The following is a 24,160-nucleotide window of genomic DNA, read 5'->3' as shown; positions in this document are numbered from 1 at the left end:
CTTATTTTATTGTACTGTTTTCCATAACAGGCATTTAAATATAAATTTAGGGCACAGGTTTTGATAAACGTTACGATGAAATAATATATTTGCTATATTTACTACCCTTATAAATAGTAATTAAGACATGCTTAAAGCCCGTTTACGACTTATTTGTCTCGCTTTCCTTATACAGTTCTCATACGCTAATGCTCAGGTATTAGAAGAAATGGCACCACCATACAACATCAAAACAGCCTCATTTATGCAAAACGGGGAAAATGTATATCCGTTTTTTAGGCTGGGCGAAAACTTCACTTTTGCTTTTGACGACCTTTTTGGTAACGAGGCTAATTACTATTACACACTTACACATTGTAATTACGACTGGACCAAATCGCAGTTAACAGTAAATGAATACATTTCGGGGTTTGACAACCAGCGTATACAAAACTATCAAAACTCGTTTAACACACTACAAATCTATTCGCATTACGTATTATCATTCCCTAACAGATTTACCCGTATACAACTTACAGGCAACTATATACTCAATATACTTAATGAAGACAGAGAGATTATAATGTCTCGCCGTTTTGTAGTATATGAGGAAAAAGTAGCCGTTCCGCTACAGGTTAAAAGAGCCAGGGGAATGGAGGAAATACAGGAAAAACACAACATGGATTTTGCCATAAAAACCAATGCTTTTATTTTTCAGATGCCTCACCAAAATGTTAAGGTTGCCCTTTTTCAAAACGGAAGATTTGACAACGCTATTTATAATATAAAACCACAGTACACCATAGGTAACGACCTTATATACAGGTATGACAAAGAAACCCAGTTTTGGGCAGGTAACGAATACCTTTATTTTGACAATAAAGACATTCGTAATGCTGTAAACAATGTATTGAGAGTAACAGGAGGTGAAATTTACAACAATACATTATACACTAATGAAGCCCGAGGCAGTAAACCCTATACTTACTTCCCCGATATTAACGGTAACTTTGTAACAAACAACAGCAATTTAAATGTTACTGATGTAACACTGGAGGCAGATTATGCATGGGTTTTCTTTAAACTGAGTGCACCTGCCTATTTTGAGAAGGATGATATTTACATAGGCGGTATGTTTAATAACTATGCCAAGACCGATGAATATAAAATGGAGTACAATGAAAAAACCGGCATGTATGAAAAGGCTATTATGATAAAGCAGGGGTTTAACAACTATATGTACATCTCTGCCAACTCAAAAGGAAAAGTGAACGGAGGAGCATCTCCCGACGGGAATTTCTTCCAGACAGAAAATGATTATAACGTAATTGTATACTACAGAGAAAATAACGAACGTTATGATAGAGTAATAGGTTTTGGACAAGCTAATTCCGAAAATATTATCAACTAAAAATCAACTACTTAAAAAATATTTTTTGTTAATTTAATATCCTGAATGAAACTACAACAATATTAAATTCGTATTTTTGTTTAGAAAACGCTGTGAAAAATTATGGTTACACAAATTACAAGAGGCATAAAGATATCTGTTTCGACTAGTTTTGAAGGTACTTACTTCAAGAACTACAAGATTCATTTTGCCTTTACTTATGAGGTAACTATAGAGAACCAAAGCAAAGACTCTGTACAGCTAAATTCCCGCCACTGGGAAATTTACGACTCCCTTAATGATATTGAAGTAGTAGACGGCGAAGGCGTAATAGGCAAAAAACCCGTACTAAAACCGGGCGAAAAGCACACTTACAGCTCAGGTTGCCTGCTGGCATCTCCTTTTGGAGCCATGAGAGGCTACTTTAATATGATTAACTTTACCTCAACAAGAACTTTCAGGGTAATAATACCTACTTTCAGGCTAAGCGCACCTTTTGCACTTAATTAGTATATTTTCAGGCATAAGCATTTATTGATGATTTTTTTGCAATTAAAGAGTAGAATATTTCCGTATATTTGCATTACTAAAAATTTTTTAATTGCTTAAATTATAAATTATTATGCCAAAAGGAATATACAATGTACCCGAGGCTTTTAACGAACCCGTTAAATCGTATGCTCCGGGAACTCCCGAAAGAGAGCAGGTTCTGGCCACTTTTAAAGAACTATACAACAGTACTGTTGATGTGCCTTTATACATTGGTACGGAAGAGATCCGTACAGGTAAAACCAAAACAATAAACCCTCCTTTTGACCACAAAAAAACGGTAGGTACTTACCACGAAGCCGAAAAGGAACATGTGGTAAAAGCTATTGATACTGCACTTGCTGCCAGAACAAAATGGGCTGCAATGGCATGGGAACAAAGAGCTTCAATATTCCTAAAAGCTGCCGACTTACTTGCAGGTCCATACCGTGCAAAAATAAACGCAGCTACCATGATAGCTCAGGCTAAAACCGTTCACCAGGCAGAGATTGATGCTGCTTGTGAGTTTATTGATTTCTTACGTTTTAATGTAGAATTCATGACTCAGATATACGCAGAACAGCCTGTATCTTCAGACGGAATATGGAACAGAATGGAGCACCGCCCGTTAGAAGGCTTCATTTATGCAATTACTCCTTTTAACTTTACAGCTATCGCAGGTAACCTTCCAGCCTCTCCTGCCCTAATGGGTAACGTAGTGGTATGGAAACCTAGTGCGGCTCAGGTATACAGTGCTAACGTAATCATGGAAGTATTTAAACTTGCGGGATTACCAGACGGTGTAATCAACATGGTTCACGGTGACCCTGTTATGATAACAGACACACTTTTAGAAAGCCCTGATTTTGCAGGAATACACTATACAGGATCTACAGCTGTATTTAACGGTATTTGGGCAAAAATAGGTCAGAATATGGGTAAAGGTATTTATAAAACCTACCCAAGAATTGTAGGTGAAACAGGTGGTAAGGATTTTGTTATCGCTCACCCGTCATCTATCCCTGCTCAGGTAGCAACAGCGCTTTCAAGAGGTGCTTTTGAATTCCAGGGGCAAAAATGTTCGGCTGCTTCAAGAGCATATATCCCTCAGTCAATATGGCCGGAGGTTAAAGAAAAACTTGTAGCCGATATCGCTTCAATGAAAATGGGTTCTCCTGAAGATCTTTCAAACTTTATCACTTGTGTTATTCACGAAGGATCGTTTGATAAGCTTGCAAGCTATATTGATGCTGCTAAAAACGCATCTGATGCCGAAATCATTGCTGGTGGTAAATATGACAAATCAGTAGGTTACTTTATAGAGCCAACAGTTATTTTAACTACAAACCCTCAGTATGAAACTATGCATACTGAACTTTTTGGCCCTGTACTAACCATCTATGTATACGAAGATGCTAAATGGGAAGAAACACTTACCCTTGTAGACCAAACTTCTCCATACGCATTAACGGGGGCTGTTTTCAGCCAGGATCGTTATGCTATTGAGCAGGCGGCAAAAGCGCTTGAAAACTGCGCAGGTAACTTCTATATCAACGATAAGCCAACAGGTGCCGTTGTAGGACAACAGCCTTTTGGTGGTGCGAGAGCATCGGGGACAAACGACAAAGCAGGATCTGTACTGAACCTGTTACGTTGGGTTTCTCCAAGAACAATCAAGGAAACTTTTGTTCCGCCAACAGATTACAGATATCCTTTCCTAGGATAAGACATAAAACCAAAAAAGGCTTCCGAAACGGAAGCCTTTTTTTATACTTTATATTTCATTGCCAGGTGCACTACCTTTTTGGTTTCGAAAAATTCATCATCAAAATAATTGGAAAGATCATAAAGCGTAGTCCTTTGGAAAACAGAAAGCTCTTCCGTAAGATCACCACCTTTTAAATACAATATACCGTTTGGTAAATCGTGGTTTTGTTCCTTTTTGACTTTACCCCTTACCCATTTCACAAAATCAGGCATATTGGTCACAGCACGGCTTACAATAAAATCGAAATCTCCATTTACCTTTTCGGCGCGCATTTGCTCTGCCTTTACATTGGTAAGCCCTAAAGCTTCTGCCACCCCGTTTACCACCTTTATTTTTTTGGCAATAACATCTATAAGATAAAACTGGGTTTCAGGAAACAGTATCGCCAGTGGTATCCCCGGAAAACCTCCTCCGGTACCTACATCCATAACCTTTGCTCCCGGTTTAAATTCCATAACCTTTGCAATACCAAGCGAATGCAATACGTGTTTAGTGTATAACGACTCAATATCCTTTCTGGAAATCACATTGATTTTTGAATTCCAGTCAATATAAAGTTCTTCAAGTTGTGCAAACTGCTCCTTCTGCCTCTCGGTAAGATTAGGAAAATATCTAACAATCTCCTCCATTAATTTTAATTTTAGACAAAAGTAAGCATTTTGAACGCTAATTTTTACATCATTTTTTTCGTTTTGCAATTCATTAATAACTACCTTTGAAGCCCTTGGATTTCAACTATAAGACAATGAATATCAATACTCCCGTTTTTTCAAAAAACGACTCTATAAAATTTTTCAGAACACTAAACAAACGTGTAAACGAATACTTTAAAGAAAACAACCTAAAAAAAACAGGTAACTGGAAACTGCATTTAAAAGCAATTATAATGTTTACCATGTTTTTAGCTCCTTACTTTTTAATACTTACCCTTAACATGCCGGTATGGGCACAGTTACTGCTAACTGTTGTTATGGGAGTAGGAATGGCAGGAGTAGGTATGAATGTAATGCACGACGGCAACCACGGTTCGTACTCATCAAAATCATGGTTAAACCAGTTTATGGGCGGCAGCATTTATGTTTTAGCAGGTAATGTATACAACTGGCAGGTACAACACAATGTACTACACCACACCTATACTAACATTCACGGTCATGACGAAGACCTTGATGCCGGAAGGATAATCCGTTTTACACATAGTGCAACATGGAGAAAGTTCCACAAATTCCAACACTACTACTCTATTTTCCTATACGGCTTACTAACCTTTAACTGGGCTATTACTACCGATATAAAACAAATGAGAAGGTATATTAAAAAAGGGCTTTCTTACGGTAAGTTCCAAAGTCCGGTAAAACAATGGACGGTACTGGTAATAACTAAGCTTATTTATGTTATTATATGGCTTGCCATCCCAATGATTTTAGGCATCACATGGTGGAAAGTACTAATAGGTTTCTTTGTAATGCATTACACAGCAGGACTTATACTAAGCGTTGTTTTCCAGCTGGCACACGTAGTAGAGGAAACCGATAACCCAATACCGGGCGAGAACGGTGAAATTGAAAACACATGGGCTGTACACCAACTGTACACTACAGCAAACTTTGCGCCTAAAAACAAAATTGTAAACTGGTTTACGGGAGGCCTAAACCACCAGATAGAACACCATATTTTTCCGAATATAAGCCACATCCATTATGGGGCTATCGCAAAAATTGTAAAACAAACAGCAAAAGAGCACAACCTGCCTTACCATGAGTTCAAAACCATGCGCGGTGCCATTGCAGCACATTTCAAGCATTTAAAAGAGCTGGGAATGAAACCGGCATTAAATTAATATCTTTACAAGTCAATTAAATACAGTAGAACGATGAATCAGCTTTCTGACAGGATTAATAATCTGTCTACCTCACAAACGCTTGCTATGGCAGCAAAAGCCAGAGAGCTAAAAGCACAGGGAAAAGACATTATAAGCCTTAGCCTTGGCGAACCGGATTTTAATACTCCGGACTTTATTAAGGAAGCGGCTAAAAAAGCCATTGACGAAAATTACAGCGCATACCCGCCGGTAGATGGTTATGCAGAGCTTAAAGAAGCGATATGTAATAAATTTAAAAGAGACAACGGGCTTGAATATAAGCCTTCGCAAATAGTGGTTTCTACAGGTGCAAAGCAATCGCTTTACAACATTGCACAGGTAATGCTTAACGATGGCGACGAGGTTATACTACCTGCTCCATACTGGGTAAGCTATGTAGAGATTGTAAAACTTTCGGGAGGTGTACCGGTAGAAGTACCTACATCTGTTGAAACTGATTTTAAAATGACTGCCGAACAGCTTGAGGCTGCTATCACACCAAAAACAAAAATGATGTGGTTTAGCTCTCCTTGTAACCCTAGTGGTTCTGTTTACAATCGTGAAGAGCTTACAGCTATTGCTAAAGTATTAGAGAAACACCCTAATATTTTTGTAGTATCTGATGAAATTTATGAGCACATAAACTACTCCGGTACTTTTTGCAGTATAGGTTCTATTCCGGGTATGCTGGAAAGAACAATCACTGTAAATGGTGTAGCGAAGGCATTCGCTATGACAGGATGGAGAATTGGTTATATAGGAGCTCCAGAGTTTATAGCTAAGGCATGTACAAAAATACAGGGACAGGTAACCAGTGGTGCAAACAGTATCGCACAGCGTGCTACTATTGCAGCTGTTGAAGCCGATCCTTCTGCTATTAAATACATGGTTGATGCTTTCCACAAACGCAGGGATTTAGTGGTTAACCTTGTAAAAGAAATACCGGGCTTTAAGATTAACGTACCTGAAGGAGCATTTTATGTTTTCCCTGACGTGTCTGAATACTTCGGAAAAACAGTTAACGGTTTTGAAATTAAAAATGCAGACGATTTCTCTATGTACTTACTGGAGCACGCTAACGTAGCTACTGTAACCGGAGATGCATTTGGTAATCCTAACTGTATCCGTTTTTCTTATGCCACAAGCGAAGATCAGTTGATTGAAGCCATACGAAGAATTAAGGAAGCACTTGCTTAATACAAAATACTGCCCTGCCCAAAGCAGGGCTTTTTGATTATACTAAATATGATTTGTCATTCCCCTCCTATGGAGGGGTGGCTGTAAGCCGGGGTGGTTTATGGATAAAGTAATAATAACACATATAAATACAATTCCTATATACAGAAATTATATAGAAAACTTACCATATAACCCCAACCTTAAAAACAGAGCAAAAGCACTAAGAAAAGCAGGTGTTTTATCTGAAGTTATATTCTGGCTACAGGTACATAAAGGTAAATTTTATAAAATAGATTTTGACCGACAACGAATTATCGGAAATTACATAGTTGATTTTTACATTAAACAATTAGGTTTAATAATAGAGATAGACGGAGCGAGTCATAATGATAAAGAGACTTATGATGAAAGAAGGCAGACTTACCTAATAAATCTAGGCTTGAATATTTATAGAATATCTGATTTAAGAGTAAAACATGATTTAGGAAATGTAATGAACGAGCTTGAAAATTATATCTTAGAAAAATATAGCACAAAATAAATGATCCACCCCGCCCTTAAGGGCACCCCTCCGCAGGAGGGGAATAGGTGAAACCCATAAAAAATATGCAAAAAAAAATACTTTTATTAGGTTCGGGAGAATTAGGTAAAGAGTTTGTAATCGCAGCACAGCGCATAGGTCAAACCGTTATAGCGGTAGACAGTTATGCAGGAGCTCCGGCAATGCAGGTTGCCGATGCTTTTGAGGTTATTAATATGCTTGACGGTACCGCTCTGGATGCCATCGTTGCAAAACACAACCCTGATTTTATAGTTCCTGAAATTGAAGCCATTAGAACCGAGCGTTTTTACGATTACGAAAAACAGGGTATCACCGTAGTACCATCGGCTAAAGCTGCTAACTTTACCATGAACCGTAAAGCCATACGTGACCTTGCTGCAAAAGATCTTGGTTTGCGTACAGCTAATTACCGTTATGCTACATCGGCAGATGAGCTTCAAAAAGCTGTAAGCGAAGTAGGTATGCCATGCGTGGTTAAGCCGTTAATGTCGTCTTCAGGTAAAGGACAGTCAACCATCAAAACTCAGGAAGATATTGAGAAAGCATGGAAATATGCTGTAGAAGGTTCTCGCGGTGATGTAGTGGAAGTAATTGTGGAGGCTTTTGTAAACTTCCATTCAGAAATCACCCTACTTACTGTAACACAAAACAACAATCCAACCCTGTTTTGCACCCCTATAGGCCACAGGCAGGAACGCGGCGATTACCAGGAAAGCTGGCAGCCGGCAAGGGTTAGCGATAAAGATATTGCCGAAGCTCAGGATATGGCACGTAAAGTAACCGAAGCCCTTGGCGGAGCAGGTATATTTGGCGTAGAGTTCTTCCTTACGGATGAAGGAGTATACTTCTCTGAACTTTCCCCAAGACCACACGATACAGGTATGGTTACACTTGCAGGAACTCAAAACTTTAACGAGTTTGAGCTGCACCTTAGAGCGATACTAAGCTTGCCAATACATGAAATTACTTTAGAGAGAACCGGCGCAAGTGCTGTTATACTGGCATCTGAAAACAGTGACAATCCTACTTTTACAGGAGTGGAAAAAATCGCTGCGCTTCCTAAAACCGATTTCAGACTGTTTGGAAAACCTACCTCACGTCCGTACCGCAGGATGGGTGTATCCCTAACTTATGACACTACCAGCACCCCAGTGGAAGAAGTAGTGGAAAAAGCAAAAGCAGCGGCAGCATTAGTTAAAGTTCACGCATAAATAAGTAAGACATAAAACAGCTTACATATAAAAGAAAAAAGTACTTTTACAGAAACCAACAAATCAACAATCAAATGAAACAATTAAAATTAGCTGCACTGGCATTGGTATTATCCCTTTCACTTTCTTCATGTTCAGGCAATGGTCCTGAGGATACTGCTAAAAAGTTTATTGAGTACACTAATCAGGGAGAGTTTAGCAAAGCTAAAGAACTAAGTACCGATAAAACGGCTGCTATGCTTGGAATGGCCGAAGGTTTTGCACAAGGCAAAATGGAGGAGATGAAAGAGAAAAACAAAGATGTAAAAGTAGAAATTACCTCATCTGAAGTAAACGAAGACAAAGCTACCGTTAAGTTTAAACTTACCGGAGGTGAAAACACCAGTGGCAGCGAGAACCAACTTAACCTTGTAAAGGTTGATGGTGAGTGGAAAGTAGACATGAATAAAGAAGGAGCAAGATAATTGCCGTCTAAATACTTTTTAATAAAGCATTACCGAACCCTGAAACTTTTTACAGGACCGGTAATGCTTTTTATTTTTGCCTTTATAGCTTATAAATCAGTTTTCTACTTTGATAAACAGGCAGAAAACGAATTGGTCAAACTACACAAAAACACTTCACGCCTTAGTGACCATGAGGTATCTTTAATTAAAGAAGGAGATTTTATACTGCGTAAAGGATTTGGGCATTTTAGTGATTTTATAGCGCAAAATCTCAATCACGGTTCGTTTGATATTACCCATTGTGGTATTATTATAAAAAAAGATAATGAGCTTTATGTAGTACATTCCTTGTCGTCAGATGTATCGGATATTGACGGTGTACAGGCACAGCCCCTCGAAACCTTTTTATCCTACAGTACTCCACAAAAAACAATAGTCACCAGAACTAAAAACACTACCGATGCCATAGGGCACAACATAGCATTGCAGGCACAACATTATTGCGAATTGCAAATTCCGTTTGACAGCTCAGGTACTATTGATGATGCCCAATCTTTTTACTGTACCGAACTCATTTGGCATATACTGGAAAAAGATTTACAACTCGTAAAACTCCCTACAGAGCATGAAGAACGAAAAAAGTTCTTTTATACTGTTGAAAACATTTACAGTACTGATTATTTTGACATCATTATTAATCAGTATTAATAATATATGGCTGTCTAAAATGTCATTATGAACGCAACAGAGTGAGTGAAGAGTCTCAACTGCTAAGAGATTTTTCCTATCGTCAAAATAACAAAAACCGAATTAAATAAATGGCTGTTTGAGGTTATCAAAAATCAAAAAAGCATAAGCAATACGAATATTTCTCCCATTGATTTTCTCATGACTACTATTTTGTTTTGTTTAATTACTAGTAGAAGAAATACTCAAAACACTACATTTTTAGGGCTATATTTCGGTATAAAGGCAGGCATAAGCACCGTTACTGTGAATTTCATAAAAATTTACTGCTTGTTGTAATTTGCAAATAATTAAGAATTCAATTCTTACTTTTGTATAAACGCCCTGTTAATAATATATGAAACTGCTAGTAGTAGAAGACGAACCCCAACTCCTCTCCATTATCCGTAAAGGACTTTCGGAAAAAAACTACGACGTGAGTGCTGCACTCGACGGTACTACTGCATTGGATATGATTAACAATAACAGGTTTGACGTAGTGGTACTGGATGTCATGTTACCCGATATTAACGGCATAGAAATTTGCCGCAGGCTAAGGGCTTCAGGTAATTTTGTACCTATACTTATGCTAACCGCACTAAACAGCAGTGAGAATATTGTTACCGGACTTAATGCAGGTGCCGATGATTATATGTCTAAACCATTTAAGTTTAGTGAGCTTGAGGCACGTATCAATGCATTGGCACGAAGAGCCGGACAGGACCAGAAACCTGCAGAGGTTATTACCATTGCCGACCTGGAGATAGACCGCCGTGCAAAAACCGTTAAACGCAACGGTGACCTTATCACCCTTACAGCAAAAGAATTTAAGTTACTGTATTACCTTGCCAAGAATACCGGTATTACGCTTTCACGCGAAAAAATACTGGACAATGTATGGAACATTAACTTCGATATGAATACCAACGTGGTTGATGTATACATTAACTACCTGAGAAAAAAAATAGACAAACCTTACACGGTTAAGCTTATACACACCATTAAAGGACTGGGCTACATTTTAAAACCCTGATTATGCAAATTAAAAAGAAAATTACCATTACCTATATTGTCCTTTCGGGGGTGAGCACGCTGGCGTTGTGCCTGCTTGTGTTCTTTCTTTTTAAGCAAAACAATCAGTACTATTTTTTAAAAAGGCTACAGGACAGGGCAAAAATTGTGGCTTCCATACATTACCAACATGACCCTATTAAAGCCGAGTACTACCAGAACCTTAAGAAAAACGGACTGGAAGAACTTATTAATGAAGATGACTTTGTACTTAGGGTAAACGGTGAAGATACTTTTGAATACAATACCAACCTTGATTTACCGTCGGAGTTTTATGCCGATGTAATGAAAAACGGATCCAGTTGGACCGTAAACAGTGAACATCAATACCACTATGCCCAGATTTTTAAAGAATCAGGGCAACGCTACATGGTAATTGTTACTGCACGCGACAGGCGTGGTAACACCAGTTTAATATACATTAGCCGTATATTGATTTTTGGCGGACTGGCTTTTATAATAATAGCCTACTTCTTTGGGCGCTTTTTAGCTACCCGGTTTATTAATCCGGTTTCCCGAATAACCAAAGAGGTAAAACGTATTAGTGCTTCTAATTTACATAACCGCCTTCCGGAAACAGAAGAATCTGACGAGCTGGCCGACCTTACCCGTACCTTTAACGATATGCTGGACAGGCTGGAGACTTCGTTTGAAATTCAGGCTAACTTTATAAACAACGCCTCACACGAATTAAAAACTCCTATAACCACCATTATAGCCGAAACCGAGATTGCCCTGCTAAAAGAAAGGGAAACAGGAGAATATGTTACTTCATTAGAAAACATTAATAAGCAGGCCTCACGCCTGGGTAACCTTACCGAAAGCCTTTTAAAACTTACCCAAACCGGGTATGACGGCAAAAAGCAGGTACAGGATATTGCCCGTATAGATGAGGTTTTAATGGATGTTAAGTGCGACATTAATAAAATTTACCCAAACAACAGGGTAACCATAAATCTTAGTAATTTACCCGAAGATGATTCTTTTTTAATGTTACCCTGCAACAGGCCTTTACTGGAACTGGCTATAGGTAACATTATTACAAACGGGGTAAAATACTCTGACAATGAAGAGGTTTTTGTAACCCTTAGTGCTAACAAAGAAAACATTAAAATAAGCATTACCGATATTGGTATTGGCATCCCTCCTGAGGATATTCCTTATCTTTATGAACCTTTCTTTAGAGGTAAAAAGGCTGCATCAAAATATGTAGGTTATGGCTTAGGACTTCCTTTAGCCATGAAAATCATACGTATGCACGGCGGCGAACTTTTAATCCAGTCGGAATCCGGTAAGGGAACAGTAGTAAACATTGTATTTACTACAGCTCAACATTAAAAATTCTAATATAAAATCTTATTAAATTCTAATATTGTTTTAAATCCGTTTTAAGACAGGAGCTGTTGTTTTGTATGTGTAAACCGAAAAGATTTATGCATTATGAAAAACATACTGATTCCTACTACGGTAGAAAATGACATCCTAGCTGCGGTAAAAACAGCAGTAAAGTATACCACAGGTACCAATTGCAGTATTGTTTTAATGATGCTGCAAAAAATCCCAAACACTTATTCTGCTTCTCAATTCCTAAGGGAAACAACTCCTTCCTGCACACCTGCACAAAACTCATTATTAAACCAGTGCAGGGAGGTTGTTACCCAAACGGGTAATTGCAGGCTCTTAATACATCACCAGTGTGGCATGTCGGCACCATTATTAAAAAACCTAATGGACCACCTGGGTACTGATTTGGTTATACTAACCAGATCGTACAAAGAAGAAAAAAACAATCTTCACACCACCTGCCGTCAATTACTGCTTAACAGCAAATACCCTATTCTTCACTTAGGGGACGAGAGTGAAGAGTACAACTTCAATAAAGCCCTGTATTTGGAATATCCCAAAGTTGACCTTGGCATACACGAAGTACAAAAACTTATTAACGAGCAGTTTTCATTTAAAATTGTGAGTCAGGCTAAAATTGAAGAGAGTATAGACGAGATGGTTCCGCATATAGCCGAGACCATTTCAAAAAACAATATAGATATACTGATTGAAGCGCGAAGGACCGCAAAGAAAAGCGGAAGAAAAGAACAGTCAGTTAACCACAACTTGGGATTACCACTGCTTTCTGTACATGCAGAAACGGTCACCTAATCCCGGATTTTAAACACTACCGCTATGCTATTAAAGAAAAAGATACCAATGAAATATGTACTGGGCAAGATTAAAGTTGAGCTTGTGCTGGTACTTTTATACACTATAGGGTTTGAGTTAGTACATCATTACTACCATGCCCTATCTATAGATATTCCTATTGCAGTACCTACCATTATAGGTACTATTATATCGTTACTACTTGCCTTTAAATCCAATCAGGCTTACGACCGCTGGTGGGAAGCCCGTATTGTTTGGGGCGCTATTGTAAACGATTCACGCACACTTATAAGGCAGGTTATAGGGTTTTACAAAGACCCCGACTTTTCTGTAGAGGCAAGCGATTTTAAAGAACGCTTTGCAAAAAGGCAGGCGGCATGGTGTTACAGCCTTGGTATGTCACTTAGAGGGAAAGACCCGTTACGACCTATAAAATCATTACTTACCGAGGAGGAGTACAATTTTGTAAAAAAACACAAACATGTGCCCAATGCGCTTTTGCTATTGCATGCAAAGGAACTAAAAAAGGCGAATAATCAGGACAGGATTAATGTATACCAGCAGGTAGAGATTGACAACACCCTTAGCAGGCTGTGTGACAGTATGGGTAAATGTGAGCGTATTAAAAACACGGTATTCCCTACTACATACAGCATGTATATACGATTTACGTTGCTGTTATTCCTAACCCTGCTGCCGTTTGGTCTTACCGATTTCCTTGGGTGGCTGCAAATACCACTGGTAACCACTATTGGTGCTGCATTCTTCCTTATCGAGAAGATGGCCATACACCTACAGGATCCGTTTGAAAACAGAGCTACAGATACTCCAATGATATCGATATCAAATAATATAGAAAAAAACCTGCTGCAAATGGTACACGAGTACAGGGACGAGTACAATGCCGACGACGATATGTTTGAGAGCCCTAAGCTAAACCACATGCAGCCCGAGAAGAATGCCTATTTTGTCTTATAGATTTGTAAGACGCTTCATAGACGTTTGGTTAGCGTTCGCCGCCCCTTTCCCCGGGGCGGTTTTTTTTATGGTATAGTTTAGTTGTGAAAAAGTTATATTTTTGTTGCAACAAAACAAAACTGAAACAACATGAAAGCATATGTATTTCCGGGTCAGGGTGCCCAGTTTACAGGAATGGGTAAAGAGCTTTATGAAAACTCTCCCCTTGCAAAGGAACTATTTGAAAAAGCTAACGATATACTAGGATTCCGTATAACAGATATTATGTTTGAAGGTACTGCAGAGCAGCTTAAGGAAACTAAAGTTACTCAGCCGGCTGTATTCCTTCACTCGGTTATATTAGCAAAAACCTTAGGTGATGATTTCAAACCTGAAATGGTAGCGGGTCACTCATTAGGAGAATTTTCGGCACTTGTAGCTGCCGGAGCACTTACTTTTGAAGACGGACTTAAACTTGTTTCTCAACGTGCTATGGCAATGCAAAAAGCATGTGAGATAACACCAAGTACTATGGCTGCCGTATTAGGTCTTGAAGACAAAATTGTTGAAGATATTTGTGAGCAAACCGAAGGTGTTGTGGTTGCTGCAAACTACAACTGCCCGGGACAGCTTGTAATTTCGGGTGAGACTACTGCTGTAGAAAGAGCCTGTGAAGCACTTAAAGCTGCCGGAGCAAAAAGAGCTCTAATACTACCTGTAGGTGGTGCTTTCCACTCTCCAATGATGGAACCTGCAAGAGAAGAACTTGCTGCCGCTATAGAGAAAACACAATTTGCTGCACCCGTATGCCCGGTATACCAAAACGTACCTGCAAGTGCAGTAACTAACCCGGATGAGATTAAACAAAACCTTATCATCCAGCTTACCGCTCCGGTAAAATGGACACAAAGCGTACAAAACATGATTACCGACGGTGCTACCCTGTTTACAGAGGTTGGTCCGGGTAATGTGTTACAAGGTCTTGTTAAGAAAATAAATAAAGAGGCTGAGACTGCTTCAGCTTAATAAAATTTCTACTTTTTTTAAAGCCCCCGTTATCACTCATAGCGGGGGTTTTTGTATATTTATAGTACGCAACCACCCCATTTACCGCTATTTAGAAATGTTTTTGAAAAGAGAAGCCGAAAACTTTACAGAGTAGGCATTATTATATACAACCAACCACATGAAAACATTTTTAAAAACCGTAAACAATGCCATTAAGTATTGGTACATCTTTTTAATTATCGGGGTTTTATTTGCAGCACTGGGGCTTTATGTATTTGCTACACCCCTAAAATCATTTATAACACTGGCACTGTTTTTTAGCCTGTCGTTTATCTTTAGCGGACTTTCGGAAATTATATTCGCCTCCTTTAATCGTAAGGAAGTAGATAACTGGGGCTGGATACTGGCATCGGGCGTAATAAGCCTCCTACTGGGTATTATCATGACAGTAAGACCCGAAATTTCGATGGCGACACTACCGTTTTACATAGGTTTTATAGTTCTTTTCCGTTCGTTTATGGCGATAAGTACTGCTATTGACCTTCAAAATTATGACTCATCAAATTACAACGGGCTATTGCTTTTGGGAATACTCGGTCTTATTTTCTCCTTTGTTATGCTGTGGAATCCTGTTTTCGCCGGAATGACCTTGGTTTTCTGGACCGGTGCAGCCCTGCTTTCTATAGGGATTTACAATATATTCCTTGCCTTTAAACTTAGGCGCATCCATAAAACACATCAGGAAATATCAGATGAACTAAAGGAGAAACTGCATCAGATAAAAAAAGAAATACATGAAGAGTTGAAAGACAAATAACAACCCTTTTATAAAACTTACCATCCCTTTTGCAGCAACAAAAGGGATTTTTATTTTTTATATATTGCCACCCTATTAATAAACCCGAAAATACACACCATACTTTGAACGAATTTCCGCTTCACACCAAATTCAAATATCCTTGGCGAAAATATCAGGAAAGGGTACTCCATGAACTGGAAGACCATTTATACAACAGGCACCTGCATGTAATTGCGCCTCCGGGATCGGGTAAAACCATACTGGGACTGGAAGTAATGAAAAGGCTTAACCGCCCTACCCTTGTACTTGCCCCAACCATATCAATTAGAAACCAGTGGATTTCACGTTTTTGCGAATTATTTCTTGACACAGATGTTGTGCCCGACTGGATTTCACGCGATATAAAAAACCCTAAATTCCTTACCATAAGTACCTATCAGGGTATGCATGCTGCCTGTAATAACAGACAGGAAAAGGAAGAAGATATTGCCGAAGAAGAGGAAAACGGTTATAGAGAGGAAAAAAGCACCAATGAAAACCTTGTTAAAATAGTTAAAGGATTACAGGCTCAAAATGTAAAAACCATTGTTATTGACGAAGCTCACCACCTGAAAAACGAATGGTGGGATACACTTACCAAAATAAAAAAACAACTGGATCCTGTAATTGTAGCCCTTACAGCTACACCTCCCTATGATGTTACACCTGCAGAATGGGAACGCTACACCGAACTGAACGGACCGGTAGATACCGAAATAACAGTACCCGAACTGGTAAAGGAAAACGACCTATGCCCGCATCAGGATTATATATACTTTACGCTACCCTCACAAACAGAACAGGAGAGCATTAAAAAATTCAGAGACAAAGTACAGCAGGCAATATCTGCAATTAGGGAAGATGCTGCTTTTGTAACAGCTCTGGAAAGTCTGCCTGCATATGCCAATCCTCAGGATAACATTGAATGGATTTACGACAACTTTGAGGTTTACATAAACATCCTTATATTTTTCAATAGCATTGGCAAAACAATAGATCCTTATCATTTTGAGGTGGTAGGTGACAATACCGTTAATATACCCGCACTTGATAATGACCGACTCATATCGCTACTACAGTTCTATTTATTTAAAGAAAAAGAACTTTTTGAAGAATATGAAGAGCATAAGGAGTCAATGCTGAAAATGCTGAAGCATTATGGTGTAACCCAGAAAAAAAACATAAGCTTTGAGCTGGACAGAAAAGCTTCTGCAAGCCTTACTTCGAGCATCAGTAAACTGGATGGTATTAAAAAAATAACCAATCTGGAATTTGGTAACCTGAAGAATGACCTAAGAATGGTCATTCTTTGTGATTTCATCCGTAAGGAGTTTTATACATCGGGAGAACTTAATGATAAAAAGCTGGATAAAATTGGCGTAATGCCCGTTTTTGAAAAACTAAGAAGGGATAATCCTGATAATATAAAGTTGGGAGTACTTACAGGCTCGTTAATAATTATTCCTAAAACAGCTTATACTTCCTTTAAGCAGAAAACCGAAAAATACAACCTTAAAGAGGTAAGCTGCACCCCTGTTTCTTTCGACGATAATTATCTTTTAATAACACCAAACGAACAGCTTAAACACAACATTGTTACCATAATAACCCAAATATTTGAGGAAGGTAATATTGAAATCCTAACCGGAACAAAATCTTTACTGGGTGAAGGCTGGGATGCTCCCTGTATCAACTCACTCATACTGGCGAGTTTTGTAGGTTCGTTTGTACTCTCAAACCAAATGAGAGGAAGGGCTATACGGGCACAAAAAGGGAATACCGATAAAACAGGTAATATATGGCACCTGGTATGTATAGACCCAACAGAACAGAATGGTGGTAACGACCTTCAAATGCTTCAAAGACGCTTTAGGGGATTTGTTGGAATATCCTTTAAAGACAATGAAGGAATAGAAAACGGCATAGCCCGACTTAATATCCCAAAAAACATTTATAAAGGAAACGTTATAAATGCCAAAAATGAGGAAATGTTCTCGTATGCCTTAAAAAGAGATATATTAAAAAAACGCTGGCATGATGCGATTGATAAAGGAGTAAGTCTGGTAGATGAAATAACAATACCCTACACCCTGCCTCAGGAGCATAAAGAGAAGACCGTACCTCAGTTAAAAAATCTTTACTTTAACAAAACTATAGGCTACTTAATTGCACAACTCTTTTCGGGGATACTATTATACCTAACAACATCATTTGAAGCTCTTGGACGAACTGCCAAAAACATCAAAACCTGGACCGATTTTTATGTATTTCTCTCCCTGTTTGTGGGTGTTGGATTTGTAACACTGGGCAGGCAGGCATATAAAACCTTTAAGGTTTATATTACCTATCGTGATATAACAAAAGACATACAACAAATAGGTAAAACCGTTCTTAAAAGTCTTATTGATGCAGGCTGCATACATACACCCAGTAACCAAACCAGGGTAATAACCGATATAGGTAAAGACGGTGATATGTTTTGCTATTTAATGGGCGGTACATCTTTTGAAAAATCGGTTTTTATAGAATCACTTATGGAGATACTTGCTCCTATTGATAATCCGCGTTACATCATAATAAGGAAAAGTAAAAAAGGACTGATTGTACAAAAGGATTACCATGCCGTACCTGAAATAATAGGACGAAATAAAAAGCTGGCACAAAATTTTGAAGACCTTTGGACCGAGTATATAGGCGAATGCGAACTGGTATATGTAAGAACTCCGGAAGGTAGAAAAACACTTTTAAAATCAAGGGTACAAGCATTATCAGCACAATTTGAACCAAAACCCGAAAGAGGTAACAAATGGCGATAATAACACAACCGTAACATCCTTACACGCAACCTTTAACACTATTGCTAATCTTATTAGAAAACACCTTTTATGAAAAAGCATCTGATAGCTGTATTACTGCTATGCCTTACCTCATGTGCTACAATCACTAATTCCAAAACCTATGCGCTAAGGGTAAACACCAATGCACAAAATGCATCGGCAAAAGTGTATGACAGCGTTTATAAATTACCTGCAGATGTTGAGGTAACAAGGAGCAATAAACCACTACAGGTTACCCTGACTTACGATACCATAACAAGGGATTATAGTGTAAAATCTAAAACAATGTCAAAAAGCAGTGTAGGAAATATTCTGTTTGGGGGTCTTTACCCCGAAGCCCTGCTGGTAGATTTACTTACCAAAAAAGGGTATTACTATGGTGACGAAATTTTTCTGGACATCAGCGATTCGCTTGCGGAAGCAAAGCGTATTTTTTTAACTCCAAAGTATGTCCCTAACCAAAAAAACAGCTTTAATATCGATATTGCACTGCCTTATGTAAACGGATTTCTTTTTCAACCGGAAGGTCAAGGTGTAAGGAAAGGTATTGGTTTTATGGGTATTAGTGGCGGAGTTGAATACTTTTACAAAAACAATAAGTTTGCAAAAATTAATACCGGTATAACAACAAACTACCCTTTCCCCTTTCCGGCTGCTGTGATTTTTGACGGAGGACGTGAAATATTCAATTCCTATTATGTAACACTTACCGATAATTATCAGCTAAACCGTTTCAGCCTGGGGTATGGACTTAGCTATTCAAGCTATAAATGGAAGTATAATTATGGGGATGATAATTACAATAACGAAAAGAATAAAAGGGAAAAAGGACAAAGCCTTGGGCTCTCCTTAAATACCTATTTCAGGCTGGGCAGGTATTTTCAGGTTGGGGTACTATACACCCCAACTTTGGTTAGTATAAAACCACAAACCGAACTGCTTTACCAGCACTCCATAAGTTTTGAGCTTTTATGGAAAATACAGATAAAAAAATAAGGGGTTATTTACCCCTTACTTTCTGTTCCCATTTCCAGGCCGATGCCAGTGCATCATCGAGCGAGAGCTCTGCCTTCCAGCCTAAAACGTTATTTGCTTTTGTAGTATCGGCATAGGCTTCGGTTACATCACCTGCCCTGCGGTCTACTATTTTATAGTTTAGTTTTTGTCCGCTTACTTTCTCAAAGGCATTAATAACTTCCAGTACCGAGTTTCCTTTACCCGTACCTAGGTTAAACACCTCAACCTTTTCGGCATTCTTTTTATCAATAAGGCGTTGTAAAGCCGTTACGTGAGCCTTGGCTAAATCTACAACATGGATATAATCACGTACACAGGTACCATCGGTCGTTTGGTAATCATTACCAAAAACCGAAAGCTGCTCCCTAATACCTATAGCTGTTTGCGTAATAAACGGTACAAGGTTTAAAGGAACTCCCAGCGGAAGTTCGCCTATATTTACAGAAGGGTGCGCCCCAACCGGATTAAAATAGCGTAACAACACAGAGTTGATTCCGCTTACTTTAGCCACGTCCTTAATAATTTCCTCACCTATTTGCTTGGTATTACCATAAGGTGACATTGCTCCCTGTATTGGTGCCTCCTCAGTAATAGGCATTTTCTCTGCCTGCCCGTAAACAGTACACGACGAACTGAAAATAAAATGAGACTCCTGTTTCTTTTGCAGTTCCTGTAAAAGATACACCAGCGAACCTATATTGTTTTCATAGTACAGTAACGGATTCTCCACACTTTCACCAACAGCTTTTGAAGCTGCAAAATGGATTACACCTGTAACATCCAGATATTTTACAAAGAAGTCTTTTACTACCTGTTTTTCACGCAGGTCTATCTTTTCAAACTCTGGCTTCTTTCCGGTTATGGCTTCTATACCGTTAAGCACATCTAACGATGAGTTTGAAAGGTCGTCTATAACTACCACATCAAAACCTTCGTTTTGCAGCTCTACAACCGTATGCGAACCTATAAAACCTAAGCCTCCTGTTACAAGTATTTTCATTTTATATTGATTGGTTATTTATGCTTTATCGAAAAATCAAACAGTTTATTGCCTTACAACACTGTAATTATCTTACAGAAGCCCTGTACTATTTTCTAAAAGCCTGTTAGGTAAGAAACTCTAATACCGTATCAGTTATAAATTTAATTTGCTCGCCATCAAGCTCAGTATGCATAGGTAGTGACATTACCTCATCAACCAATTGATTGGTCACGGTAAAATCGGCCTCATTATACCTTTCGTCAAGATATGCCTTTTGCCTGTGTAGCGGTATAGGATAGTAAATAGCACAAGGAATACCTTTTTCCTGAAGGTGCTTCATTAAAGCATCTCTTTGTCCGTTAAGTATCCTTAAAGTATACTGGTGGAATACATGGCTGTCTTTATCTCCTTTTGTAACCGGAGTAACAATATTAGCATGACCTGCAAAAGCTGCATTGTACTTTTCGGCAGCAGCCTGTCTTGCCTCATTGTATGAATCCAGTAACGGAAGCTTAGCGTTAAGTACAGCAGCCTGTACACTATCCAGCCTTGAGTTCACCCCTACCACATCGTGGTGGTAACGCTCATACATACCGTGATTCACTATACCTCTTATTGTATGTGCCAGTTCGTCATTATTGGTAAAAATAGCTCCACCGTCACCATAACAACCCAGGTTTTTTGACGGGAAGAAAGAAGTAGACGCCACATCACTTATAGCACCAACTTTCTTTTTAGATCCGTCGGCATATTTGTAGTTTGCCCCTATAGCCTGTGCATTATCTTCAATTACATACAGGTTATGCTCTTTAGCAATTGCCGAGATAGCCTCCATGTTAGCTGCCTGTCCAAAAAGGTGTACCGGAACGATAGCTTTTGTTCTTGGAGTAATGGCATTGCGAATTCCTTCTATCGAAATATTAAAAGTATCCGGTTCAACATCTACCAATACCGGTGTTAACTGTAATAAAGCGATAACTTCTACCGTAGCGGCAAAAGTAAAATCGGCAGTGATAACTTCATCACCCGGTTTAAGCCCAAGGCCCATCATGGCAATTTGTAAAGCATCGGTACCGTTAGCACACGGGATAACGTGTTTTACACCAAGATATTCTTCTAAATTCTTTTGGAACTCATGTACCTGAGGTCCGTTTATGTATGCGGTATTGTCTAAAACTTCCTGAATGGAATTATTTACTGTATCTTTGATTTTATCGTATTGACTCTTAAGGTCAACCATCTGTAATTTTCTCATCTGCCTGTTAAATTTAAGCCATAGCAAAACTACTAATTTAATGGCTGCCTGCCAATGAAAATAATATAAAGTATTAATTTAGCAGCTCAATATTTCTGTTATGTTTTTTCTGTACAACCTGCTTACACTACTTGCCGGATTCCTATTAAAAATCGTTGCACTTTTTAGCCACAAAATCAGGCTTTTTACAGACGGAAGGAAAACCGTTTTCAATACCCTGCAACAAAATATAAACCCGCAGGATAAAACCATTTGGTTTCATTCGGCATCACTGGGCGAATACGAACAGGGACTACCGATTATGGAGAAGATAAAACAAAAATATCCTGACCATAAAATTGTACTTACTTTTTTCTCCCCGTCGGGCTATGAGATACGTAAAAACACTAAGGCTGCCGATGTGGTAGTATACCTCCCGTTAGACACAGCCGCTAACGCCAAAAAGTTCATGGCGCTGGTACAGCCAGATATGGCTTTCTTTATTAAGTATGAATTTTGGCCCAACTATCTTAAAGAACTCAAAAAAGCCAACACGCCTACTTATCTTATATCGGGACTTATGCGTAAAGACCAGGTGTTCTTTAAATGGTATGGCGGCTTTTACCGAAAAGCACTGCAAACCTTTACCCGCTTTTTTGTTCAGGACAACAGCTCTAAAGAGCTGCTGCAGGGTGCAGGGTTTCATAATGTAATGATAAGTGGTGACACCCGTTTTGACAGAGTTAGCGAAATACTGGAACGCGACAACTCACTACCGTTTGTACAGGAGTTTAAAAACAACAAAATTACCATGGTAGCAGGGAGTTCATGGCCTAAAGACGAAAGTATGTTTACAGATTTTATTAATTCGTCAAATAACACTAAATTTATAATAGCTCCACACAACATAAAAACCGAGCAAATACAGGAACTTAAAAACAGTATTACTAAGAAAACCGTACTGTTTTCTGAAAAGGAAGGTAAAAATCTTGCCGAATATGATGTTTTTATTATTGACACCATTGGCATATTAAGCAAAGTATACAGCTATGCTGACCTGGCTTATGTGGGCGGAGGATTCGGGACATCGGGACTGCACAATATACTGGAACCTGCCGCTTTTGGCATTCCTATAGTGATAGGTCCTAACCACAGTAAGTTCCCCGAGGCAATTGCCATGACACACATGGGCGGATGTATTGCCGTGAAGGATAAAACAGAGATGGAAGAAACGCTTTCATCCCTTGTATATGATGATGACTACAGGCACGAAAAAGGCCATATTGCAGGTACTTTCGTTTCCATGAACCGCGGAGCGGTAAAACGTATTATGAGTAACATTTCTAACTAATGCCCGTTACTTTCAAACCCGTAAGGGTTACCGATATTGACCGTACTGTTGCCATGATGCAGGATTTTTATGCCATAGATAATTATCCTATAGACCCTTTTGTTTCAAAATCACTCCTAAAGGAGTTTATAGACAATGAAGAACTGGGCAGAAGCTGGCTTATTTTAAATAATGATGAGGTTGTGGGATATGTAATTCTCACCTTTATTTTCAGTTTTGAATACAAGGGTCGCATTGCATTTCTTGACGAACTATACATAGCACCCCCAGGGCGTGGTAAAAGCATAGGCAAACAAACGGTAGACTTTATACACGAACAGGCTCTTGACCTTGCCATAAACGTGATTTACCTTGAAGTGGAAGGTCACAACACCATAGCCCAGAAACTATATCTTTCTAAAGATTTCACCATACACAACCGCAAGTTAATGAAGCTTACCGTAAAAAATAAAAAGTAGTTTCAGGATATGTGTCATTTCGACGGAAGGAGAAATCTCTTATTATAAAACATTGAGATTTTTCGACTTCACTTCGTTACGCTCAAAATGACAAACTGAAACTACTTTTTTAGCTTTATAATAAAATTATTCCGGCATTAAGTGCGTAGAGATAGACATACGGTTCCAGCCGTTAATAGCTACTATTGCAATAATAGCTACAGCAATATATTTCTCCCCTAAAAGGTTCACTGCATCTTCATAAGTACTATCACTAACACGTCCTGTTATGTTTGTAACCTCTTCGGTAAGGGCAAGCAGTGCTCTTTCTTCAGGGGTAAAGTAGTTAGTATCCCACCACGCATTAAGTGCATAAATACGTTTTTCGGTTTCCCCGTCTTTCCTTGCTTCTTCGGTATGCATATTAATACAAAACGCACAGCCGTTTATTTGTGAAGCTCTTATCTTGATAAGGTGTTTATGAGCCTGAGTAAGTTCACTACCGTTAATGTATTTTTCCAACCCAAACATAGCTTTGTAAGCATCGGGGGCTACAACTCCTAAATTCATTCTTGTTTTCATAATAACTGTATTTTAATTTGTTAGGACAAAGTTCCTGTA

General features: G+C 38.7%; 23 protein-coding genes. 19 read left to right on the top strand and 4 right to left on the bottom strand.

The features are described from left to right. Window positions 1-127 precede the first annotated feature (127 nt). From GN157_RS15515 to pruA, 3 genes are all read left to right on the top strand, one after another. Window positions 128-1,390 (top strand): type IX secretion system plug protein, encoded by a 1,263-nt coding sequence (locus tag GN157_RS15515; RefSeq protein WP_157484412.1) that lies wholly within the window; start codon window positions 128-130, stop codon window positions 1,388-1,390. Between the two features lie 102 nt (window positions 1,391-1,492). After that, entirely contained in the window at window positions 1,493-1,879 is a 387-nt protein-coding gene (gene apaG / locus GN157_RS15510) for a Co2+/Mg2+ efflux protein ApaG (RefSeq protein ID WP_035135027.1), read from the top strand. Window positions 1,880-1,991: 112 nt separating this feature from the next. Continuing rightward, window positions 1,992-3,623, top strand: a complete 1,632-nt coding sequence (gene pruA, locus GN157_RS15505; RefSeq protein ID WP_157484411.1) for an L-glutamate gamma-semialdehyde dehydrogenase — start codon at window positions 1,992-1,994, stop codon at window positions 3,621-3,623. A gap of 41 nt (window positions 3,624-3,664) precedes the next feature. On the opposite strand, the gene rsmG is transcribed toward pruA, so the two are convergent. Next, window positions 3,665-4,294, bottom strand: a complete 630-nt coding sequence (gene rsmG / locus GN157_RS15500) for a 16S rRNA (guanine(527)-N(7))-methyltransferase RsmG (protein ID WP_157484410.1) — start codon at window positions 4,292-4,294, stop codon at window positions 3,665-3,667. 116 nt (window positions 4,295-4,410) lie between these two features. On the opposite strand from rsmG, the gene GN157_RS15495 reads away from it, so the two are divergent. From GN157_RS15495 to GN157_RS15430, 14 genes are all read left to right on the top strand, one after another. Further along, window positions 4,411-5,505: a fatty acid desaturase family protein gene (locus tag GN157_RS15495; protein WP_157484409.1), complete on the top strand. Its 1,095-nt coding sequence runs from the start codon at window positions 4,411-4,413 to the stop codon at window positions 5,503-5,505. 33 nt (window positions 5,506-5,538) lie between these two features. Then, window positions 5,539-6,723 (top strand): pyridoxal phosphate-dependent aminotransferase, encoded by a 1,185-nt coding sequence (locus GN157_RS15490; protein WP_157484408.1) that lies wholly within the window; start codon window positions 5,539-5,541, stop codon window positions 6,721-6,723. Window positions 6,724-6,823: 100 nt separating this feature from the next. Then, entirely contained in the window at window positions 6,824-7,246 is a 423-nt protein-coding gene (locus GN157_RS15485) for an endonuclease domain-containing protein (RefSeq protein ID WP_157484407.1), read from the top strand. 65 nt (window positions 7,247-7,311) lie between these two features. Continuing rightward, on the top strand, window positions 7,312-8,478 hold the full coding sequence (purT, locus tag GN157_RS15480) for a formate-dependent phosphoribosylglycinamide formyltransferase (protein WP_157484406.1): 1,167 nt from the start codon (window positions 7,312-7,314) through the stop codon (window positions 8,476-8,478). A gap of 74 nt (window positions 8,479-8,552) precedes the next feature. Further along, window positions 8,553-8,942: a DUF4878 domain-containing protein gene (locus GN157_RS15475; RefSeq protein WP_157484405.1), complete on the top strand. Its 390-nt coding sequence runs from the start codon at window positions 8,553-8,555 to the stop codon at window positions 8,940-8,942. 63 nt (window positions 8,943-9,005) lie between these two features. Then, window positions 9,006-9,632, top strand: a complete 627-nt coding sequence (locus GN157_RS15470) for a YiiX/YebB-like N1pC/P60 family cysteine hydrolase (RefSeq protein ID WP_157484404.1) — start codon at window positions 9,006-9,008, stop codon at window positions 9,630-9,632. A gap of 376 nt (window positions 9,633-10,008) precedes the next feature. Continuing rightward, the gene (locus GN157_RS15465; protein WP_157484403.1) at window positions 10,009-10,683 is read left to right on the top strand and encodes a response regulator transcription factor; all 675 of its coding nucleotides are present in this window, start codon (window positions 10,009-10,011) and stop codon (window positions 10,681-10,683) included. A 2-nt stretch (window positions 10,684-10,685) separates the two neighbouring features. Next, the gene (locus GN157_RS15460) at window positions 10,686-12,059 is read left to right on the top strand and encodes a sensor histidine kinase (RefSeq protein ID WP_231749152.1); all 1,374 of its coding nucleotides are present in this window, start codon (window positions 10,686-10,688) and stop codon (window positions 12,057-12,059) included. 102 nt (window positions 12,060-12,161) lie between these two features. Continuing rightward, window positions 12,162-12,878, top strand: coding sequence for a hypothetical protein (locus GN157_RS15455; protein ID WP_157484402.1), 717 nt, complete (start codon window positions 12,162-12,164; stop codon window positions 12,876-12,878). Between the two features lie 24 nt (window positions 12,879-12,902). Further along, a complete protein-coding gene (locus tag GN157_RS15450) occupies window positions 12,903-13,856 on the top strand; it encodes a bestrophin family protein (RefSeq protein ID WP_157484401.1) in 954 nt (317 codons plus the stop codon). A gap of 129 nt (window positions 13,857-13,985) precedes the next feature. Beyond that, window positions 13,986-14,861 carry an ACP S-malonyltransferase gene (gene fabD, locus GN157_RS15445; RefSeq protein WP_157484400.1) on the top strand — a complete coding sequence of 292 codons (876 nt, stop codon included), beginning with the start codon at window positions 13,986-13,988 and terminating at the stop codon, window positions 14,859-14,861. A 160-nt stretch (window positions 14,862-15,021) separates the two neighbouring features. Beyond that, window positions 15,022-15,660 (top strand): HdeD family acid-resistance protein, encoded by a 639-nt coding sequence (locus GN157_RS15440; RefSeq protein WP_157484399.1) that lies wholly within the window; start codon window positions 15,022-15,024, stop codon window positions 15,658-15,660. Window positions 15,661-15,764: 104 nt separating this feature from the next. Continuing rightward, window positions 15,765-18,497, top strand: a complete 2,733-nt coding sequence (locus GN157_RS15435) for a DEAD/DEAH box helicase family protein (RefSeq protein WP_157484398.1) — start codon at window positions 15,765-15,767, stop codon at window positions 18,495-18,497. A gap of 69 nt (window positions 18,498-18,566) precedes the next feature. Further along, window positions 18,567-19,514 (top strand): hypothetical protein, encoded by a 948-nt coding sequence (locus GN157_RS15430; RefSeq protein WP_157484397.1) that lies wholly within the window; start codon window positions 18,567-18,569, stop codon window positions 19,512-19,514. Between the two features lie 4 nt (window positions 19,515-19,518). Here the strand turns inward: GN157_RS15430 and galE are convergent, their stop codons facing one another. Further along, window positions 19,519-20,535 carry a UDP-glucose 4-epimerase GalE gene (gene galE / locus GN157_RS15425; RefSeq protein WP_157484396.1) on the bottom strand — a complete coding sequence of 339 codons (1,017 nt, stop codon included), beginning with the start codon at window positions 20,533-20,535 and terminating at the stop codon, window positions 19,519-19,521. Between the two features lie 106 nt (window positions 20,536-20,641). Further along, window positions 20,642-21,772 (bottom strand): DegT/DnrJ/EryC1/StrS family aminotransferase, encoded by a 1,131-nt coding sequence (locus tag GN157_RS15420; RefSeq protein WP_157484395.1) that lies wholly within the window; start codon window positions 21,770-21,772, stop codon window positions 20,642-20,644. 100 nt (window positions 21,773-21,872) lie between these two features. On the opposite strand from GN157_RS15420, the gene GN157_RS15415 reads away from it, so the two are divergent. Together GN157_RS15415 and GN157_RS15410 are read left to right on the top strand one after the other, a co-directional pair. Further along, the gene (locus tag GN157_RS15415) at window positions 21,873-23,102 is read left to right on the top strand and encodes a 3-deoxy-D-manno-octulosonic acid transferase (RefSeq protein ID WP_157484394.1); all 1,230 of its coding nucleotides are present in this window, start codon (window positions 21,873-21,875) and stop codon (window positions 23,100-23,102) included. Continuing rightward, the gene (locus GN157_RS15410; RefSeq protein ID WP_231749151.1) at window positions 23,102-23,560 is read left to right on the top strand and encodes a GNAT family N-acetyltransferase; all 459 of its coding nucleotides are present in this window, start codon (window positions 23,102-23,104) and stop codon (window positions 23,558-23,560) included. The genes GN157_RS15415 and GN157_RS15410 overlap by 1 nt, the downstream gene beginning before the upstream one ends. Before the next feature lie 126 nt (window positions 23,561-23,686). On the opposite strand, the gene GN157_RS15405 is transcribed toward GN157_RS15410, so the two are convergent. Further along, window positions 23,687-24,121: a carboxymuconolactone decarboxylase family protein gene (locus tag GN157_RS15405; RefSeq protein WP_035135066.1), complete on the bottom strand. Its 435-nt coding sequence runs from the start codon at window positions 24,119-24,121 to the stop codon at window positions 23,687-23,689. Between the last annotated feature and the right edge of the window lie 39 nt (window positions 24,122-24,160).

The organism is Flavobacterium rakeshii, assembly GCF_009741375.1.
Taxonomy (GTDB): Bacteria; Bacteroidota; Bacteroidia; order Flavobacteriales; family Flavobacteriaceae; genus Flavobacterium; species Flavobacterium rakeshii.
Note: the sequence above shows the minus strand (reverse complement) of the source record. Positions and strands in the feature narration are given on the sequence as shown.

Excerpts from the sequence above, each read along its gene's own strand:
- GN157_RS15440 (WP_157484399.1), top strand. The coding sequence starts at position 15,022 with ATGAAAACATTTTTAAAAACCGTAAACAATGCCATTAAGTATTGGTAC.
- galE (WP_157484396.1), bottom strand. The coding sequence starts at position 20,535 with ATGAAAATACTTGTAACAGGAGGCTTAGGTTTTATAGGTTCGCATACG.
- rsmG (WP_157484410.1), bottom strand. The coding sequence starts at position 4,294 with ATGGAGGAGATTGTTAGATATTTTCCTAATCTTACCGAGAGGCAGAAG.
- GN157_RS15430 (WP_157484397.1), top strand. The coding sequence starts at position 18,567 with ATGAAAAAGCATCTGATAGCTGTATTACTGCTATGCCTTACCTCATGT.
- GN157_RS15465 (WP_157484403.1), top strand. The coding sequence starts at position 10,009 with ATGAAACTGCTAGTAGTAGAAGACGAACCCCAACTCCTCTCCATTATC.
- pruA (WP_157484411.1), top strand. The coding sequence starts at position 1,992 with ATGCCAAAAGGAATATACAATGTACCCGAGGCTTTTAACGAACCCGTT.
- GN157_RS15455 (WP_157484402.1), top strand. The coding sequence starts at position 12,162 with ATGAAAAACATACTGATTCCTACTACGGTAGAAAATGACATCCTAGCT.
- GN157_RS15420 (WP_157484395.1), bottom strand. The coding sequence starts at position 21,772 with ATGAGAAAATTACAGATGGTTGACCTTAAGAGTCAATACGATAAAATC.
- fabD (WP_157484400.1), top strand. The coding sequence starts at position 13,986 with ATGAAAGCATATGTATTTCCGGGTCAGGGTGCCCAGTTTACAGGAATG.
- GN157_RS15405 (WP_035135066.1), bottom strand. The coding sequence starts at position 24,121 with ATGAAAACAAGAATGAATTTAGGAGTTGTAGCCCCCGATGCTTACAAA.
- GN157_RS15515 (WP_157484412.1), top strand. The coding sequence starts at position 128 with ATGCTTAAAGCCCGTTTACGACTTATTTGTCTCGCTTTCCTTATACAG.
- GN157_RS15410 (WP_231749151.1), top strand. The coding sequence starts at position 23,102 with ATGCCCGTTACTTTCAAACCCGTAAGGGTTACCGATATTGACCGTACT.
- GN157_RS15450 (WP_157484401.1), top strand. The coding sequence starts at position 12,903 with ATGCTATTAAAGAAAAAGATACCAATGAAATATGTACTGGGCAAGATT.
- GN157_RS15470 (WP_157484404.1), top strand. The coding sequence starts at position 9,006 with ATGCTTTTTATTTTTGCCTTTATAGCTTATAAATCAGTTTTCTACTTT.
- GN157_RS15485 (WP_157484407.1), top strand. The coding sequence starts at position 6,824 with ATGGATAAAGTAATAATAACACATATAAATACAATTCCTATATACAGA.
- GN157_RS15475 (WP_157484405.1), top strand. The coding sequence starts at position 8,553 with ATGAAACAATTAAAATTAGCTGCACTGGCATTGGTATTATCCCTTTCA.
- GN157_RS15495 (WP_157484409.1), top strand. The coding sequence starts at position 4,411 with ATGAATATCAATACTCCCGTTTTTTCAAAAAACGACTCTATAAAATTT.
- purT (WP_157484406.1), top strand. The coding sequence starts at position 7,312 with ATGCAAAAAAAAATACTTTTATTAGGTTCGGGAGAATTAGGTAAAGAG.
- GN157_RS15490 (WP_157484408.1), top strand. The coding sequence starts at position 5,539 with ATGAATCAGCTTTCTGACAGGATTAATAATCTGTCTACCTCACAAACG.
- apaG (WP_035135027.1), top strand. The coding sequence starts at position 1,493 with ATGGTTACACAAATTACAAGAGGCATAAAGATATCTGTTTCGACTAGT.
- GN157_RS15415 (WP_157484394.1), top strand. The coding sequence starts at position 21,873 with ATGTTTTTTCTGTACAACCTGCTTACACTACTTGCCGGATTCCTATTA.
- GN157_RS15460 (WP_231749152.1), top strand. The coding sequence starts at position 10,686 with ATGCAAATTAAAAAGAAAATTACCATTACCTATATTGTCCTTTCGGGG.